The organism is Streptomyces sp. XY006, assembly GCF_002237655.1.
Lineage (GTDB): Bacteria > Actinomycetota > Actinomycetes > Streptomycetales > Streptomycetaceae > Streptomyces > Streptomyces levis.
Genome location: NZ_NOKT01000002.1, coordinates 408,239 through 424,044, shown reverse-complemented (window position 1 = coordinate 424,044; position 15,806 = coordinate 408,239). Strand labels below are relative to the sequence as shown.

At 73.6% G+C, this 15,806-nt stretch carries 16 protein-coding genes; 7 read left to right on the top strand and 9 right to left on the bottom strand.

The window, feature by feature from the left end; all coding sequences use genetic code 11:
- Window positions 1-27: 27 nt before the first annotated feature.
- Window positions 28-1,362, bottom strand: a complete 1,335-nt coding sequence (locus tag CHR28_RS04500; protein WP_094052108.1) for an FAD-dependent oxidoreductase — start codon at window positions 1,360-1,362, stop codon at window positions 28-30.
- A 209-nt stretch (window positions 1,363-1,571) separates the two neighbouring features.
- On the opposite strand from CHR28_RS04500, the gene CHR28_RS04495 reads away from it, so the two are divergent.
- Window positions 1,572-2,030, top strand: coding sequence for a DUF6214 family protein (locus CHR28_RS04495; protein WP_094052154.1), 459 nt, complete (start codon window positions 1,572-1,574; stop codon window positions 2,028-2,030).
- Window positions 2,031-2,141: 111 nt separating this feature from the next.
- On the opposite strand, the gene CHR28_RS04490 is transcribed toward CHR28_RS04495, so the two are convergent.
- The 4 genes from CHR28_RS04490 to CHR28_RS04475 all read right to left on the bottom strand — a co-directional run bounded on the left by CHR28_RS04490 (window position 2,142) and on the right by CHR28_RS04475 (window position 5,429).
- A complete protein-coding gene (locus tag CHR28_RS04490) occupies window positions 2,142-2,843 on the bottom strand; it encodes a TetR/AcrR family transcriptional regulator (RefSeq protein WP_094052107.1) in 702 nt (233 codons plus the stop codon).
- A gap of 216 nt (window positions 2,844-3,059) precedes the next feature.
- Window positions 3,060-3,755, bottom strand: coding sequence for a phosphatase PAP2 family protein (locus CHR28_RS04485; RefSeq protein WP_094052106.1), 696 nt, complete (start codon window positions 3,753-3,755; stop codon window positions 3,060-3,062).
- A 78-nt stretch (window positions 3,756-3,833) separates the two neighbouring features.
- Window positions 3,834-4,769, bottom strand: a complete 936-nt coding sequence (locus tag CHR28_RS04480) for a M56 family metallopeptidase (protein ID WP_094052105.1) — start codon at window positions 4,767-4,769, stop codon at window positions 3,834-3,836.
- A gap of 99 nt (window positions 4,770-4,868) precedes the next feature.
- On the bottom strand, window positions 4,869-5,429 hold the full coding sequence (locus tag CHR28_RS04475; RefSeq protein WP_094052153.1) for a DUF5134 domain-containing protein: 561 nt from the start codon (window positions 5,427-5,429) through the stop codon (window positions 4,869-4,871).
- 162 nt (window positions 5,430-5,591) lie between these two features.
- Between CHR28_RS04475 and CHR28_RS04470 the strand changes: the two genes are divergently transcribed.
- Window positions 5,592-7,256 carry an FUSC family protein gene (locus CHR28_RS04470; RefSeq protein ID WP_094052104.1) on the top strand — a complete coding sequence of 555 codons (1,665 nt, stop codon included), beginning with the start codon at window positions 5,592-5,594 and terminating at the stop codon, window positions 7,254-7,256.
- Between the two features lie 419 nt (window positions 7,257-7,675).
- Window positions 7,676-8,194, top strand: a complete 519-nt coding sequence (locus tag CHR28_RS04465) for a MarR family winged helix-turn-helix transcriptional regulator (RefSeq protein WP_094052152.1) — start codon at window positions 7,676-7,678, stop codon at window positions 8,192-8,194.
- A 37-nt stretch (window positions 8,195-8,231) separates the two neighbouring features.
- On the opposite strand, the gene CHR28_RS04460 is transcribed toward CHR28_RS04465, so the two are convergent.
- Window positions 8,232-8,993 carry a VOC family protein gene (locus CHR28_RS04460; protein WP_094052103.1) on the bottom strand — a complete coding sequence of 254 codons (762 nt, stop codon included), beginning with the start codon at window positions 8,991-8,993 and terminating at the stop codon, window positions 8,232-8,234.
- Between the two features lie 123 nt (window positions 8,994-9,116).
- Complete coding sequence (locus CHR28_RS04455) at window positions 9,117-9,509, bottom strand: VOC family protein (RefSeq protein WP_094052102.1); 393 nt, start codon at window positions 9,507-9,509, stop codon at window positions 9,117-9,119.
- A gap of 71 nt (window positions 9,510-9,580) precedes the next feature.
- On the opposite strand from CHR28_RS04455, the gene CHR28_RS04450 reads away from it, so the two are divergent.
- Entirely contained in the window at window positions 9,581-10,120 is a 540-nt protein-coding gene (locus tag CHR28_RS04450) for a GNAT family N-acetyltransferase (RefSeq protein ID WP_094052101.1), read from the top strand.
- A 3-nt stretch (window positions 10,121-10,123) separates the two neighbouring features.
- On the opposite strand, the gene CHR28_RS04445 is transcribed toward CHR28_RS04450, so the two are convergent.
- Window positions 10,124-10,807 (bottom strand): glycerophosphodiester phosphodiesterase, encoded by a 684-nt coding sequence (locus CHR28_RS04445; RefSeq protein ID WP_094052100.1) that lies wholly within the window; start codon window positions 10,805-10,807, stop codon window positions 10,124-10,126.
- 250 nt (window positions 10,808-11,057) lie between these two features.
- On the opposite strand from CHR28_RS04445, the gene CHR28_RS04440 reads away from it, so the two are divergent.
- Genes CHR28_RS04440 through CHR28_RS04430 form a run of 3 tightly spaced genes read left to right on the top strand, consistent with a single transcriptional unit; the run spans window position 11,058 to window position 14,313 of the window.
- The gene (locus CHR28_RS04440; RefSeq protein WP_094052099.1) at window positions 11,058-12,455 is read left to right on the top strand and encodes a DUF6421 family protein; all 1,398 of its coding nucleotides are present in this window, start codon (window positions 11,058-11,060) and stop codon (window positions 12,453-12,455) included.
- 41 nt (window positions 12,456-12,496) lie between these two features.
- Window positions 12,497-13,246 carry an SDR family oxidoreductase gene (locus CHR28_RS04435; RefSeq protein WP_094052098.1) on the top strand — a complete coding sequence of 250 codons (750 nt, stop codon included), beginning with the start codon at window positions 12,497-12,499 and terminating at the stop codon, window positions 13,244-13,246.
- On the top strand, window positions 13,243-14,313 hold the full coding sequence (locus CHR28_RS04430; RefSeq protein ID WP_094052097.1) for a threonine aldolase family protein: 1,071 nt from the start codon (window positions 13,243-13,245) through the stop codon (window positions 14,311-14,313). Before CHR28_RS04435 ends, CHR28_RS04430 begins: the two co-directional genes overlap by 4 nt.
- A gap of 23 nt (window positions 14,314-14,336) precedes the next feature.
- Here the strand turns inward: CHR28_RS04430 and CHR28_RS04425 are convergent, their stop codons facing one another.
- The gene (locus CHR28_RS04425) at window positions 14,337-15,710 is read right to left on the bottom strand and encodes a hypothetical protein (RefSeq protein ID WP_094052096.1); all 1,374 of its coding nucleotides are present in this window, start codon (window positions 15,708-15,710) and stop codon (window positions 14,337-14,339) included.
- Window positions 15,711-15,806: the final 96 nt, after the last annotated feature.

Here is a 15,806-nt window from a genome sequence, read left to right as displayed (position 1 = left end):
CGTGCGGTTCGCGTACTCCGCGGCTTCTCAGGGCCGCGCGGCGTTCAACAGGGACTGCCAGTCGGGGAGTTTGACGACTCCGCGGCCCAGGGACACGCCCAGCTCCGCCTCCGCACGCTCGATCGACTGCCAGCCCGCCCACTCCACCGGGTCGACGCCCTCGGCGCGCAGGGCGGGAAGGGGGTCGCCGGGGACCGTCCGCGTGACGAGGGCGGGGGCGTCCTCCAGGAGGGACGCCGCGGTCTCCTTCGCGCAGGGGCGGTTGGTGCCGATGACCCCGGTGGGACCGCGTTTGATCCACCCCGCCACGTACTCGCCGGGAGTCACCACACCCGCGCGCAGGACGCGCCCGGACAGGTTCGGGACCGTGCCGGTGGCGGCGTCGAAGGGCAGTCCCTCCAGGGGCACGCCCCGGTAGCCCACCGAGCGCAGGACCAGCTGTGCCTCGATGTCCTCGAAGCGGCCCGTGCCCGTGACGCCGCCGCTGCCGTCCGGGGCCGTGCGCTCGAACCGCACCGCGCCCACGTGACCGCCGTCGGCAAGCAGTTCGACCGGGCGGAGGAAGAAGCGCGGGCGGATCCGGCGCGGGGCGTCCTCGGGCGGTGCCTCGGCCCAGCCGCGCAGCACCTCGACGTTGCGGCGCTGCGGGGCGGGCAGCCCGGACGGGTCCCGGTACCCCGGGTCCAGTGCCAGCTCCGCCGGATCGACGGCCACGCCGGTGTCCGGCAGCGTGCCCAGCTCGCGCAGTTCCTTCGTGGTGAAACGGGCCTGCGAGGGGCCGCGCCGGCCGACCATGTGGATCTCGGTCACGCGGCTCGCCGCCAGTGTGGCCAGAGCCGCCTGCGGCATGTCGGTCGGGCTCAGCTCGGCCAGGCCCCGGGCCAGCATCCGCGTGACGTCCACGGCGACGTTCCCCACGCCGATCACCACCGCCGACCGGGCGTCCCGCAGGAACCCGTCGTCCGCGGCGTCCGGGTGGGCGCTGTACCAGGACACGAACCGCGTTGCCGACCAGCTGCCCGGCAGATCCTCGCCGGGGATGCCCAGCCGGCGGTCCGTCGCGGCGCCCACGCAGTACACCACCGCGTGGTACAGCTCCCGCAGCCGGGCGACCGGTACGCCGCCGGGGCCGGCCTGGACGCCGCCGAGGAACCGGACCCGGTCGTGTTCCAGGATCGTGCGCAAGGTGTTCTGCAGGGACTTGATCTTCTCGTGGTCCGGCGCCACGCCGTACCGCACCAGCCCGTACGGGCACGGCAGCCGGTCCAGGACGTCGATGTGCACCTCGGAGTCCTGCTGGACGAGGCTCTGGGCGGTGTAGCACCCGCTCGGTCCGGAGCCTACGACGGCGACTCGCAGCACGGCGGAACTCCTTACCCGGTGGATCCCGAGGGATGGCAGGAGAGCGCTGACGCCTCCAGCATCGCACCGGGCGGGCTCCGCTGACAGGGTGCTGTGCTCCGCCCGGGCGCGTGTCCGATCTGTATGGAATGTGATCATGCGGTTTCGTTCCCTATGTGCTGGAAGCATCCTTTCTTCGTCTTTCTGATCGCTCTCCGGTGGACGGTGCGGTGTCCGTGCGGCCCGCGTGGGAAGTGCGGGAGAACGAGGACGCCACACGGTGGTTCGAGTTCCGGGTGGCCTTCCCGGACGGCGCCCGCGTCGACGCGCTGGCCGTCCTGGCCGGCGGACGCGTCGGCGTGGAGGAGGTGCGCGCTCAGCCCGCGCTCTCCCTCGACGACCTGAGCGTGCTCGCCGACTGGATCGAGGAGGCACTGGCCGAGGCGTGCGGTGCCGGGCCGGCGCCGGAAGGGTGCGTTGGCCGGGGGCGGCGGGCCCGGCCGGCGTGGCCGCGGGGCGCGGAGGGGCGCTTCCGGGTGGCGCAGGAGTACCGCGCTGCCCAGCGGGACGGCGCCGACCCGGTCCTCGCGGTGATGTCCGCGACCGGTCACAGCCGCCGCACCTCCCTGAGGCTGATCGGCCAGGCCCGCGAGGCAGGCCTGCTGATGTCACGCCGGGGCCGGGGGTGAGGGGGCGCGCAGGGCGGGTGCAGGGGTGAGGTGCACTACGTGCCGGGTGGCTGCAGGGGTGACATGCACTACGTGCCGGGTGGTTGCAGGGGGGGCGATACCCGCCGGTCCTCAAGGGCGGGCTTCGGGCTCCCGGCCCGGGGCGGCGGTGTCCTCCGCGCCCGCTCCCGTCGCGAAGAAGCGTGACAGGTCCGAGTCGTCCGTCCCGCTCGGCGTCGCGGTGTCCGGCGGGACGCCCATCTCCCAGGCCAGGCGGTAGCGCTTGAACAGCTCGGCCCGCAGGACCGGCACCGGCATCGGCACCCCCGGCACCAGAGCCGCGTACACCGCGCCCATCAGCAGGGCGCGCAGCATCGGGTAGTCGCTGTCGACGTCCCGCGACCCGTGCCGGGCGACGGTGTCCCGCAGCAGTTCGGCCAGGCGGCGCTGCTCCGGGCAGGGGACGAAGCCCTCGGCCTGCAGCAGCCCGGCCATGTGCTGACGCATCAGCACGGGCCGGTCCCGGGCCAGGCCCAGGATCGCGTCGATGGCCCGGGCCATCCGCTCCCCGCCGTCGTCGGTGCGCGGCTCGCGCTCCAGCGCCTCCTCCAGCGTGCGGTGCATCAGCCGGTGCACGGCGGACTGCACGAGCTGGCGCTTGCCCGGGAAGTAGTAGGAGACCAGACCGCGCGCCGACCCAGCACGGTCGGCGATGTCGCCGAGTGTCGTCGCCTCGAAGCCGCGCTCGCCGACCAGCTCGACCGCCGCCTGCAGAAGCCGCTCCTTCGAACGCCTCCGCAACTCTTCATTGACCGAGGCGCTGCGCGGGCACATGCTGTAACTCCTGCGTTGACTGGCTGCCAGCCAACTATACTCAGGACGTCCGGTCCGGCCCGCGGTGGCCGCTGCCGGTGATGCCGTCTGCCTCGGGCGACGCGGGGGATCGTCCGAGGCGGGCGAGCAGACGATCAGGTGGTCGCCTCGGGCTACTGCCCGCAGCGCGAGCCGGGCCCGAGGGAAGCCGGACACGACGGCGTCCGGACGGCGGCTCTACGACGCCCCCTCGCCGGGCCGGTCGCGCGGCAGCCGGCGCTCGTGCACCCACACCGCAAGGGCCACCACCAGCGCGCCCAGCAGCCAGCCGCCCACCACGTCCGACGGCCAGTGCACGCCCAGCCACACGCGGGTCAGCCCGACGCCGACCACGGAGACGACCGCCACGGCCACGGCCGTACGCCACACGGCGGGGCTGACACCGTGCCGGTGCAGCAGCCACAGCAGGAGGCCGCACACGACCGTGGCGGTCATGGCATGGCCCGACGGGAACGCCGAGTAGTGGGCCGTGTCCACCGGGTCGGGCCACACCGGCCGCGGACGGTCCACCGCCGCCTTGAGGCCCTGCTGCAGCAGTGAGCCCAGGGCGACGGCCAGACCGAGCCACAGGGCCGTCCAGCGCGCCGCGAGCCGCACCACCAGCCACACCACGACGACCGCGCAGAGCAGGCGCATCGTCCAGGGGTCCCACACCCAGTCCGTCAGGATGCGGCACGCCTGGGTGAGACCGGGTTCGTCGACCGCCCAGCGGTGAGTGGTTCTGGAGATGTCCCCGTCCGCGCCGATCAAGGGGTTCCATCTGGCCGCGACGAGGGTCAGCAGCAGGACCGAGCACGCGGCCAGGGCGCCGGCGAGACCGGCGGCGGCGCGATGCTCCGGACGGGACGGGGGTGCGACGGACGGGGAGTGCATAGGGCGATCCTTGCCGAACCGGGGGTAGGGATCCAGTACGGGGCGATCTCCGGCCCGGCCCCCACGGATCCGCCCCCGTCATCCCAGTGCCCGCAGCCCCGGAACGAATGCCACCAGCACCGGCACCACGGGCACCAGCGCGGCCGCCGCCGTCAGCCGCAGCCGCCGGGCCGCGGTCAGCCGGTCCGGGGGAGTGAGCAACCGGTGCACCCGTGCCGGAACATGCGCCTGCGGCGTCGGGCAGGGCCCGAACACGCCCCGGTGCTCGTTGAGTTCCACCAGCGCCAGGGCCGTCGTCAGCCGGCCGAAGCGGCGGGAGGCGGTGTCGTCGGCGGCGAGTTCGACCAGCCGGTGCATCTCGTCGCGGAACGCGGCGAACACCGGCACCTGCGGGAATCCGCCCGCGAGAGCGGAGGAGCAGTTGAGCAGCCAGTCGTGGCGGGCGCGCGCGTGACCCTGCTCGTGCGCCAGTACGGCGTCCAGCTGCCGGCCCTTCAATCGGCGCAACGCGCCGGTGGTCACGACCAGTTGCGGCGGGGTGCCGGGCAGCCACCAGGCGTCGGGCCGCTCGCTCTCCAGGACGACGAGCCGGCCGGACACGGCCACCTCGCCCGGCAGCAGCGGCGCCCGCACCAGCAGGTCGGCGCGCCGGCTGCGGCGCCGGGCGCGGGCCCGCCCGATCTCGCGCACCAGCATCGCCGCGCTCCACAGCGCGCCGCAGGCCAGCGCCACCGCGGTGGTCGCCGCCCAGGGGCCCGCCGTGCCCAGCGCATAGGCCTCGACGACCGCGTTCGGTGCCGTCGCGAAGACGTGCCCGCCGACCGCGTGCCAGGCCGCCGCCGCGCTGAGCGTCATCGACAGGGCGCAGCACACGAGGACGGCGGCCACCACGCACTGCCACATCCACAGCGCCACGACCGGCTCCCGGTCCGGCCAGTCCGCCCGGGCGAGCAGCCGGGGCCCGGCCACCGCGGTCAGGGCGCCGAGCAGCAGCAGCGCGGCGGGGAGCATCATGGGAGGCAGCCTATGAGCGCGGCCCCGCCCACGGATACGTCTCGCGGTGGCAAAGTGACGCAGGCAACGGATTGCGCACCACGTGCCGCACGGCGTCGCTCACAGCGTCAGCAGCATCGCCACCATCGCGATCCCCATGGCCAGCCGGCAGGCCCGCGCCAGCTCCGGACGGTCGCCCCAGCCCGGGGCGTCACCGCCGGTGCGCCCGCCCCCGGCCAGCGCGCCCACCGGCACCAGCCGGACCCCGCTCAGCAGCACGTACCCGGCGAAGTAGAGCAGCAGCGCCCCGGTCAGCAGCGGGATCCCCGAGGCGTCCCGCCCGTGGGCGTGGGCGGGGGAGCCGGCCATGACGACCGACATGTAGACCATCGCGGCGGCGCCCACCAGATGATGCAGATGGTGGGCGCCGGACCGGGCCGCCCACAGCGCGTGCACACCCGCCGCGCCGAACACGGCCGCGTAGACGGGCCAGGCCCACGACGGCGGAGTGAACACCGCCGCGGGCACCGCCATCACGGCCATGCCGAAGCCCATAAGCGCCTCGCCGCCCGCACCGCGCCGCTGCTCCCCGCCACCGCTGCGCATCCGCACCAGGCAGTAGACGCCGGTCACCGCGCAGAGCGCCACCAGCAGCCAGCCGGACGAAGCCGGTCCGTGCACGCGCACCTCCCCGTTCGACAGTCGGTCATTCGATGCCCGGGCCGTGCGGCGCGCACGCGAGCGCAAGGGTGTACACGGGGAGCATCCGGAGGAGCACGCCAGGTGCCGAGGGGAGTTCCGGGATGTGTTTTACGAGTAAAACACCTGTTAAAGTTGTCCGTCATGAGCAGTGTGCACCCCACCCCCGCCTCACCGCCGGCCCGGCGCCTCCCGTTCGCCGGCGTGCTGCGCCTCGGCCGGCCCTCGGACATCTGGTTCAAGCCCGCGCTGAGCGTCGTCGCGGCGATCGCCCCGCCCAACCTCACCCTGCTCGCGCTCGGCCGGCTGGACCTCGCGATGTACGCCATGGCCGGGTCCCTGTGCGCGCTGTACACCCACAACCGGCCCTACGCCGCCCGTGCCGCGGCCCTGCTGTGGGTGGTGCTCGGCATGCTCGGCGGGCTCGCCGTCGCCCTCGTCGCGGCCTCGCTGACCGGCAGCGCCGTCGTCCTGGTCACCGTCGGCGCCCTGCTCGCCGCCGCCCAGAAGGTGCTGTGCGACGCCACCCGGGTCGGCCCGCCCGGGAACGTGGTCCTCACCTTCGTCAGCTCGGCCTCGCTGTTCGTGCCGCAGACCCTCGACCGCGTCCCCGGCCATCTGGCCCTCGCGGCCGCCACCGGCGCCTGGGCCTGGCTGGTCTGCATGGCGCCCGCGCTCCTGCGCCCGCACGGTCCGGAGCGCCGCGCCACCGCGAGTGCCCTGCGGGCCGCCGCCGCGTACGCCGAGACGGGCGGGGCCGGGGAGGGGCACGCGCGGGCCCGGGCCGCGGGCTACGCCGCCGTGCAGGCCGCCTGGCAGTCGCTGCTGTCGACCCGTGCGCCGTCCCGGACCCGGCGCGCCCTCGAACGGCTCGTGGTGCGGGCCGAGGTCGCCCTCGCCGCACCGGCGGACGCCGACGCCGGCCGACTGCGTGCCTGGGCCCGCTCGCTGCGCTCCACCGGGCCCGTCCCGTCGGCCGGGCTGCCGCCGGCGGCGGCGGACGAACTGCTCGGCGTGGAGTCGGCCCGCCCCCTGTGGGCCCGGCTCGGACCGCTGACCCCGCTCGCGGCGCGCACCGCGCTGGGCTGCGCGCTCGCCGGGTACGCCTCCCTCGCGCTCGGCATCGGCCGCCCGTACTGGGCCCTGGTCACGGCCGCCTCGCTCTACCAGGCCAACATCGCCCTGACGTGGAGCCGGGCCGTCCAGCGGGTCGTGGGCAACGTCGTCGGGGTGCTCGTCTTCGCGGCCGTCGTGCCGCTCGCCCACCTGGGCCAGGCCGCCCTCGTGCTGTGCTGCGTGGCGTTCAGTTTCGGCGCGGAGGCGCTGATCAGCCGCAACTACTGGCTAGGCAGCGTGTGCGTGACGCCCATGGCCCTGCTCATCACGGAGTTCGCCGGGCCGCAAGAGCCCGGCGCGCTCATCACCGAGCGGGTCGTGGACACCGTCGTCGGGGCGCTGGTCGGCTTCGCCGCCGCCGTGGTGGTCACCAACCGGCGGGCGGGCGACCGGGTGGAACACGCCCTGACGGCCGCCGACCGGGCCCGCGAGCACGCGGCCCGGCTGCTGGCCGGGCCGCATCCCGGGGCGGCGGCCCTGGAAGCCGCACGCCGGGCACTCGCCGTCGCCCTGGCCGATCTGCGCGCCACCGCCGACGCCGCGGCCGGGGAATGGTGGCAGCGCGCGCTGCCCCAGGAGCGGGTCGTGCTCGCCGAGCAGTCCGGACACCGTACGCTCGCCGCTACGGCACGACGCCAGGGGCTGCTTCCGGACCGCGGTCCGGACACGGAGACGGAGGACGCACGGCCATGACGCCGACGGAAGGACCATCGCCCACGGGTCCCGGCCCGCGCTCGGCGACGGAAGCCGCCCGGGCAGGGCAGGACCGGCGCACGGCCGCGCCGGAAACGGGCCGCCCGGACGAACGGCCGTCCGGCGGACCGCACCCGACGGAAGGCCCCCGCACGCCCCGGACGGGGCCTGGCGAGGCCCCCGCGGCCGGAGGGAACGGCGACGAGGCGCTCTCGGCCGGTGGGGACGGCGGCGAGGCTCCCCTGACCGGAGGGGACCTCGGCGAGACCGGAGGGGACCCCGGCAAGATCCCCCTGGCCGGAGGGGACCCCGGCGAGACCTCCCTGGCCGGAGGGGACGCCGCCGACGCCCCGCTGCCTCCAGGCGACCCCGGCCAGGCCCCGCCGGCCGCAGAACAGAGCCCCGGCTTCGAAGCCGGCCTGTCCGGGGCTCGGCGGGCCGACACCGTTTCCGCTGTCGTACGGCAGTGGCGGGCCGTGCACCCCGGTCTGGACACCGGGCCGATGGAGATCATCGGGCGGATCAACCGCTGTGCCGCCCTGCTGCAGCAGGCCGAGGACGCCCCCCTGCGCCGGGCCGGACTGAGCCGCCCCGAGTTCGATCTGCTCGGCGCGCTGCGCCGTACGGGGCACGAGCTGACACCCGGGGAGCTGGCCCGGGAGACCTTCTCCTCGGGTGCCGCCGTCACCAAGCGGCTCAAGCAGCTGACCGAGCGCGGCCTGGTCGAACGCCGCGGCGACGCGCGGGACCGCAGGGTCGCCCACCTGCGCCTCACCGACGCGGGCCGCGACCTCGTCGACGGCATCCTGCCCGCTCAGCTCGCCTACGAGACCGCCGTCCTGTCCGGTCTGGACGGCCCCGAGCAGGGTGAACTGTCCGCGCTCCTGGGCGAGTTGCTCGCCCAGCTGGAGGGCAGGCTGGGCGCGCTGCGGGCCTGAGCCGCCGGAGCGCCGGCGGATCGGGCGCCCCGCCGGATCAGAACCCGTCCCCGCTGCGGTACACCCCGAACATCGCGCCCTGCGGGTCCCGCAGCACCGCGATGCGGGGCCCGTCGGGCACGGACGTCGGCACCATCAGCACGGTCCCGTGCCGCTGCACGACGGCGGTCGTCGCGTCCACGTCCGCCACGGCGAAGTACGGCAGCCAGTGCGCCGGCACCTCCGGCGGGAACTTGTCGTCCATCGTCACCATGCCGCCGAAGTCCGCCCCGCCGATGCCCCACTGCGTGTAGCGCTCCCCGGCGGCCACGGTCCACCCGAACACCCGCGTGTAGAAGGCCACGGCCTGCTCCGGCTCCCGCGTGAACAGCTCCACCCAGCCCAGCGCGCCCGGCGCGTTGAACAGCCCCGCGCCCGGGAAGGTCCCCGCCTGCCACAGCTGGAACACGGCACCGCCCGGGTCGGCGGCCACCACGAAACGGCCCACGTCGAACACGTCCATGGGGCCGAGCAGCACCGCCCCGCCCGCGTCCGTCACCGCACGGGCGGCGGCGTCCGCGTCGGTCACCGCGAACGACACGTTCCAGGCGACCGGCTGCGACGGCTGGTACAGCGGGGCCAATGCGGCCACCGCGTCCTCACCGAGGTGGGCGACGGTGTACCCGCCCGCCTCCTGACGCGGGTCCGTCTCCGGCCGCCAGCCGAACAGCCGCGTGTAGAACCGCCGCGCGGCCTCCAGGTCGCTGGTGCCCAGTTCCGTCCAGCAGGGCCCGCCGGTCACCGGTGCGTCGAGCTTCATGGCGTTCCTTCCGCAGGGAACCCCCCGAAGCACGCTAAGCCGCCGCGGACGCCCCCTGCCATCCGGGAAAACCCGGTGGGGTGCCGCGACGGCCGGGCGCCGGGCAGTGGGGAGGAGCCGGTCTCAGATGCCCGGGCGGTAACGGATCGGGTGGTCGGCCGGGACCTCCACCAGCACGATCGGCGTGCCGTCGGGGTCCGCGATCCACATCTCGACCAGCCCCCACGGCTCGCGCACCGGCGGCCGCACGATCTCCACGCCCCTGGCCCGCAGTTCGTCCCGCGCCGCCGTCACGTCGTCGACCTGCAGCCACAGCCGCACCGCGGGCGCGGGCGGGGTGTCGGACCGCCCCGAGACCTCCAGGAAGCCGCCGCCCAGGAAGTAGACGGTGCCGCGCTCGGGCCCGGTACCGAACTCCCGGTAGACGGCGAGCCCGAGCCGCTCACCGTAGAAGGCGCGTGACGCTTCGGGGTCGGTGGGGCGGAGCAGGATCCGGCTGCTCAGTACATGCACCATGCAGCGGAGCCTAGTGGCAGGGTTACGCTCGTCCCTGCCCGAGCCGCGCCCGACCAGGGAGACGTACGCCCATGGACACCCTCGCCACCGGACTGACCTTCCGCGACGCCACCGACGCCGACGTGGTGGAGCTGGTCGCCCTGATCGAGTCGGCGTACCGGGGCGAGGCCAGCCGGGCCGGGTGGACCACGGAGGCGGACATCCTGGAGGGGCAGCGGACGGACCCGGAGGGGGTGCGGGCCGTCATCAAGTCGGCGGACAGCCGGCTGCTGACCGTGGAGCGTGAGGGGCGGATCGTCGCCTGCTGCCAGCTGGAGCACCGCGGTGACCACGCCTACTTCGGGATGTTCTCGGTCAGCCCCGCGCTCCAGGGCGCGGGCCTCGGCAAGGTGATCATCGCCGAGGCGGAGCGGCAGGCCCGCGCGGCCTGGGGCGTGACGGAGATGCACATGACCGTGATCTCCGTCCGCGACGACCTCATCGCCTGGTACGAGCGGCGCGGCTACCGCCGTACGGGCCGGATGACCCCCTTCCCGTACGGCGACGAGCGTTTCGGCATCCCGCTCCGCGACGACCTGCAGTTCGAGCTGCTGGTCAAGGAGCTCGGCTAGCCGTCAGGCCGTGAAGCGGCCCGTGCGCTTGATGTCCGGGTGGTCGGTGGTGGCGCCGTCGAGGCCGAACGCCCGGACGAGCCGCAGGTGATCCTGCGTGTTCACCACCCAGCCGATGATCCTCAGATCGGCCTCGCGGGCGCGTTCCACGATCTCCAGGGTGAGCCGGCGGATGTTCAGGCAGACGGTCTCGGCACCGGCCGCGACGGCGCGGTCCACGACGTCCGTGCCGTAGCGGCTGGCGATCAGCGCGGTGCGCACGCCCGGCACCAGGGGCTTGATCTCGGCGATCGCCTCGTCGTGGAACGAGGACACCTCCACCCGCTCGGCCAGCCCTCGCTCGTTCATCACCCGGGCCAGCGCCCGGGCCGCCTGTGCGTCCTTGATCTCGGCCTGGAGGGGTGAACGGACGGCCTCCAGGACCTCCTCGAAGACCGGCACCCGCTCGCCCCGCCCCGCGTCCAGGGCCCGCAGCTCCGCGAGGGTCTTCTCGGCGATCGGCCCGGTGCCGTCGGTCGTGCGGTCCACATCCGTGTCGTGCATGACGACGAGCGCGCCGTCCTTGCTGAGGTGCAGATCGAGTTCGATGGCGTCGAGGCCCGCCTCCTGGGCGGCGACGAAGGACCTGAGGGTGTTCTCGGGCTCCACACCCATGACTCCGCGGTGACCGATGGTGAGGAAGTTCAAAGCGCGACTCTCTTCCGTCGACAGGCGGCAGTGAGGGCCCGCAGGGCCCACCCGACGGTATCGCCTGCACCCACCCCTTGCAGAGAGTGAGGGCATGGTCCGCGCGCGTACGGGCATAAGCGTGACCGACAGGAAAAAGTGCGGTGAAGGCCGGGGTGCGGCAGGATAATTTCCCGAGGTGGCCCTTGCTGGGAGGAACCTCGTGTGTATACGGTCTGCATACGTGAGATTCTCCCGTGGAGGATGGGACATGACGGAAATTCTTGTGCAGGTGGGTTCGGAGGACGGGGTTCCTCCCGTGGCCAGGGTGGTGGAGCACCCGGCATGGCCCGTGCTCAAGGATGCCGTGGAGCGGATCCGGCCATGGCAGTCCAAGGACGGGTCGATCGACTTCGACGCCGAGGGCGCGCCCGACCCGGCCGACGCCGAGCTCGCCGTCCGGCAGGTCGCCGACGCGGTCCTGGAGCTCTCCCCGCTGCTCCCGCACGACCAGGCGTACCACGAGGCGCTGGCCAAGGACCTGACCCGCTGGGCCGACAGCGGCTTCCAGGTGCCCGACTTCCTGGACTCGCTGCTCGCCTTCCAGCCGGCCCGCGACCGCAGGGACGGTCTCGAGCACCTGGTCGTCTTCCCGATGTACACGCAGAACGGCAACCCCGACCGCAACCTCGAAGCGGTCGTGCTGCGCATGGTCTGGCCGGACTGGCTGGCCGAACTGGAGCGCACCCGCTACGACAACCCGCTGTTCTGCGGCATCAAGTTCGAGGACTTCACGTCCGGCTACGACACGAACTCGGCCGTGCTGTTCCCGGAGACCATCGCCGTGCGCGAGGCACCGGAGCGGTTCACCTGGGGCGGCATCTTCTGCGACCGCGAGGCCGCCCGCTTCCGCCGCGTGACCGACGCCGCCGTCGACATCCTGGGCCTGGAGCTGCCCGAGGACGTCGCCGCGATGGTCCACGACCAGAAGCGCTGCGAGGAGGCGTTCGTCCTGTGGGACATGGTCCACGACCGCACCCACAGCCACGGCGACCTGCCCTTCGACCCCTTCATGATCAAGCAGCGCCAGCCGTTCTGGATGTACGGCCTGGAGGAGCTGCGCTGCGACCTCACCGCCTTCAAGGAGGCCGTGAAGCTCGCGGGCGAGGGCATGCCGCAGGCCCGTGACGTCCAGGTCGCGGTCCTGTTCGACCGCATGTTCCGCTTCCCGGTCACCGGCGAGCGCGTGCGCAACTACGACGGTCTCGGCGGCCAGCTCCTCTTCGCCTACCTGCACAAGCACGACGTCGTCCGCTGGACGGACAACCGGCTCTCCATCGACTGGGAGCGCGCCCCGCAGGTCACCAACCAGCTGTGCGGCGAGATCGAGCAGCTGTACCGCGACGGCATCGACCGGCCCAAGCTCGTCCACTGGTTCGCCGGGTACGAGCTCGTCTCCACCTACCTCTCCCCGCATCCCGGCTCCAAGTGGGCCAAGGGCCCCGACGCCCTGGACCTGACGCAGCCGCCGCGCAAGCTCGTCGATGACGTGCTTCCGGACGAGTTTCCGCTGAGCATGTTCTATGAGGCACTGTCCAAGAAGCTGAAGCATGTGATCGCCTCCACCAAGGGCATCACGGCGGACGGCGCCGAGCGGATCGCCGCGTGAGCGATCGGCGTACCGAGAACACTGCTCAGGAGGCGAAGAACATGGCGGGGAACGGGGCGCTCAGCGGTGCGGTGATCGCGGTGGCCGGTGCGGGCGGGCCCGCGGGCCGGGCGGCGCTGCTCAGGCTGGCCGAGGCGGGAGCGACCGTCATCGGCTCGGACAACGACCCGGAGCGGCTGGCGGAGGCGGTGGACGCGGCGAGCTACGCGACCGGCGGCGCCACCGTCACCGGCGACACGGTCGACCTGCTCGATCTGCAGGCCACCCGCGACTGGGCCACCCGCATCGAGAAGGACTTCGGCCGGGTCGACGGCCTGGTCCACCTCGTCGGCGGCTGGCGCGGCAGCGAGACCTTCACCAGGACCAGCCTGGACGACTGGGACTTCCTGGAGATGCTGCTGGTGCGCACCGTGCAGCACACCTCCCTCGCCTTCCACGAGGCGTTGCAGCGCAGCGACCGCGGCCGGTACGTGCTGATCAGCGCGGCCGGTGCCAGCAAGCCCACCGCGGGCAACGCCGCGTACGCCGCCGGCAAGGCGGCCGCCGAGGCGTGGACGCTGGCCATGGCCGACTACTTCCGCAAGGCCGGGGGCCCCGAGGGCGCCACCTCGGCGGCTGCGATCCTGGTGGTGAAGGCACTGGTGCACGACGCGATGCGCGCCGAGCGCCCCAACGCGAAGTTCGCGGGCTTCACCGACGTCAAGGACCTGGCCGAGGCCATCACCGAAGTCTGGGAGAAGCCCGCCGCCGAAGTGAACGGAAAACGTCTGTGGCTCACCGAGAAGCCGTGAACCCGCCGAAGACCGACGCCCGCCGCCACCACGACCCCGACGTCCGCGGTTTCGCCAGCGACAACTACGCCGGCGCCCACCCGGAGGTGCTCGCCGCCCTGGCCCTGGCCAACGGCGGGCACCAGGTCGCCTACGGCGAGGACGCCTACACCGAGAACCTGCAGCACGTCGTCCGCAGCCACTTCGGGGCCACGGCCGAGGCGTTCCCGGTCTTCAACGGCACCGGCGCCAACGTCGTCGCGCTCCAGGCGGTCACCGACCGCTGGGGTGCGGTGATCTGTGCCGAGACCGCGCACATCAACGTCGACGAGTGCGGCGCGCCCGAGCGGGTCGGCGGGCTGAAGCTGCTCACCGTCCCGGCCCCCGACGGCAAGCTCACCCCGGAGCTGATCGACCGGCAGGCCTACGGCTGGGACGACGAGCACCGGGCGATGCCGCAGGTCGTCTCCATCGCCCAGGCCACCGAACTGGGCACGGTCTACACGCCGGACGAGATACGCGCCCTGTGCGAGCACGCCCACGCGCACGGCATGAAGGTGCACCTGGACGGCTCCCGGCTGGCCAACGCCGCCGCCACCCTGAACGTCCCGATGCGCACGCTCACGGACGTCGCCGGCGTCGACATCCTGTCCCTGGGCGGCACGAAGAACGGCGCCCTCTTCGGCGAGGCCGTCGTCGTCCTCAACCAGGACGCCGTCAGCCACATGAAGCATCTGCGCAAGCTGTCCATGCAGCTCGCCTCCAAGATGCGGTTCGTGTCGGTGCAGCTGGAGGCCCTGCTCGCCCGGGACCTGTGGCTGCGCAACGCCCGGCACGCCAACGAGATGGCCCAGCGCCTCGCCGAGGGCGTGCGGTCCGTGCACGGGGTGGAGATCCTCTACCCGGTGCAGGCCAACGCGGTCTTCGCCCGCCTGCCCCACGACGTGAGCGAGCGCCTGCAGAAGCGCTTCCGCTTCTACTTCTGGGACGAGGCCGCGGGCGACGTCCGCTGGATGTGCGCCTACGACACCACCGAGGAGGACGTGGACGCCTTCCTCGCGGCGCTGAAGGAGGAGATGGCCCGCTGAGGCCATCTCCCCTGCGGGCACCGTCAGTTGACGACGATCCGCGCGATGTTGTTGCGCAGGTTCGGGTCGAACTTCCGGATGCTCAGCTCCGAGTCGTCGTTGAGAGTCGCCACGGTGGTGTGCGCCCCGCGCACCACCCGGTCGATCCGCAGCGGGATCTCGAAGGTGTAGGACGCCTTGTCGTGCAGGTGGATCGGCGTCCGGCAGTAGTGGGTGGCGGGGGACGTGCCGTCGTCCTCCGCCGTCCAGCACCGGCCCTCCGGCAGGGTGCCGACCGTGGTCCCCTCCGGCGCCTGGAACCGCACGGTGGCCACGGAGGCCCCCGCGCCCAGTGACGCCACCCAGGCCGGGCCGCGGTTGTGCACGGTGACCTCGGCGGTCACGGTGTCGCCCACGGCTCCGCGCACCCTGCTGCCGGTGAGCTTCAGGTCGGCGGTGTTCCGTGCGTCGAGGATGACGGCCTGGTAGTTGTCCTGCGGGTCGATGTCGGGCTCCGGCGCCGCCGTCGTGCGCGTGGTCACCGGCCGCAGATCCAGCTCGGGGCCCGTGCCCCGGGTCCAGGTCCAGTCACCGCGGGCCTCCGCCAGCGCCTGGTCCGAGTACGGCTCGACGGACTGGTCGAACCGCTCGTACATCGCCTCGCGCCCGACGCCGAGGCGGGTCGCCATCGCGTAGCGCTGTCCGGGCGCCACCGCCTCGTCCAGCACGCACAGGGCTCCCGTACCGGTGGTGTGGTCCCGGTACTCGCAGTTGGCGTGCCGCTCCTTGAAGCGCAGCCCGTACGAGGCACTGATCCACATCAGGGTGCGCTCGGCGGTGCGGTTGCCGCTGTTGGACACCGTCGCCGGCACGCTCGTCTCGGTGCCCGGCCTCAGATCCCGCTGGTAGGGAGCCTGGCTGAGTCCCAGGTCCGGCCCGTTGCCCAGGCCGACCCGGGTCTCGGCGGTGTGGGCGGTGAGCTCACCGGCGGTGGCCGAGTAGCGCACGTACCCGGAGGCGCCGAGATCCGCGCCGGGCAGCGCCCGCAGCCCGATCGTGGCGGCCCGTACGGTGTCCGTCCCGTCCGGCATCCCGGGGAAGGCGCAGACCGCCCTGACCTCCGACTCGGGCGCGCACTGGTCCGGCCAGGACACCCGGGCGAAGGCGGCGACCTCGCTCACGTCGACGGTCAGTTGCCCCGCCGGCACCGGGCCGTGCGCCACATCGCGGCTGACCGTCACCTCCAGGCTCCGCTCGCGGGCGCTGCCGTCCGCCTCCGCGCCGGGCAGCACCGTCTCGTACGGTGCGCCGATCCACAGCTGGTTCTCCACGGCGTGCGCGGGCGTGGCCCCGATGCCCGCGGCCGCGAGGGCGCCGCAGGCGACCGCGGCCCCCACCAGACGTCTTAGCTGCTTCATGTCCCCCTCCTCGTCACCGTTCCGTGGATCCCGAGACCGGCGAGACCGGGGAAGGGTTGCGGCGGGACGGAGGGTTGCGGCGGTGTTCGGCCGTTC

Coding starts and splice junctions, on each gene's coding strand:
- CHR28_RS04490 (WP_094052107.1), bottom strand. CDS start 2,843: ATGTGCCCGCGCAGCGCCTCGGTCAATGAAGAGTTGCGGAGGCGTTCG.
- CHR28_RS04485 (WP_094052106.1), bottom strand. CDS start 3,755: ATGCACTCCCCGTCCGTCGCACCCCCGTCCCGTCCGGAGCATCGCGCC.
- CHR28_RS04480 (WP_094052105.1), bottom strand. CDS start 4,769: ATGATGCTCCCCGCCGCGCTGCTGCTGCTCGGCGCCCTGACCGCGGTG.
- CHR28_RS04470 (WP_094052104.1), top strand. CDS start 5,592: ATGAGCAGTGTGCACCCCACCCCCGCCTCACCGCCGGCCCGGCGCCTC.
- CHR28_RS04460 (WP_094052103.1), bottom strand. CDS start 8,993: ATGAAGCTCGACGCACCGGTGACCGGCGGGCCCTGCTGGACGGAACTG.
- CHR28_RS04455 (WP_094052102.1), bottom strand. CDS start 9,509: ATGGTGCATGTACTGAGCAGCCGGATCCTGCTCCGCCCCACCGACCCC.
- CHR28_RS04450 (WP_094052101.1), top strand. CDS start 9,581: ATGGACACCCTCGCCACCGGACTGACCTTCCGCGACGCCACCGACGCC.
- CHR28_RS04440 (WP_094052099.1), top strand. CDS start 11,058: ATGACGGAAATTCTTGTGCAGGTGGGTTCGGAGGACGGGGTTCCTCCC.
- CHR28_RS04435 (WP_094052098.1), top strand. CDS start 12,497: ATGGCGGGGAACGGGGCGCTCAGCGGTGCGGTGATCGCGGTGGCCGGT.
- CHR28_RS04425 (WP_094052096.1), bottom strand. CDS start 15,710: ATGAAGCAGCTAAGACGTCTGGTGGGGGCCGCGGTCGCCTGCGGCGCC.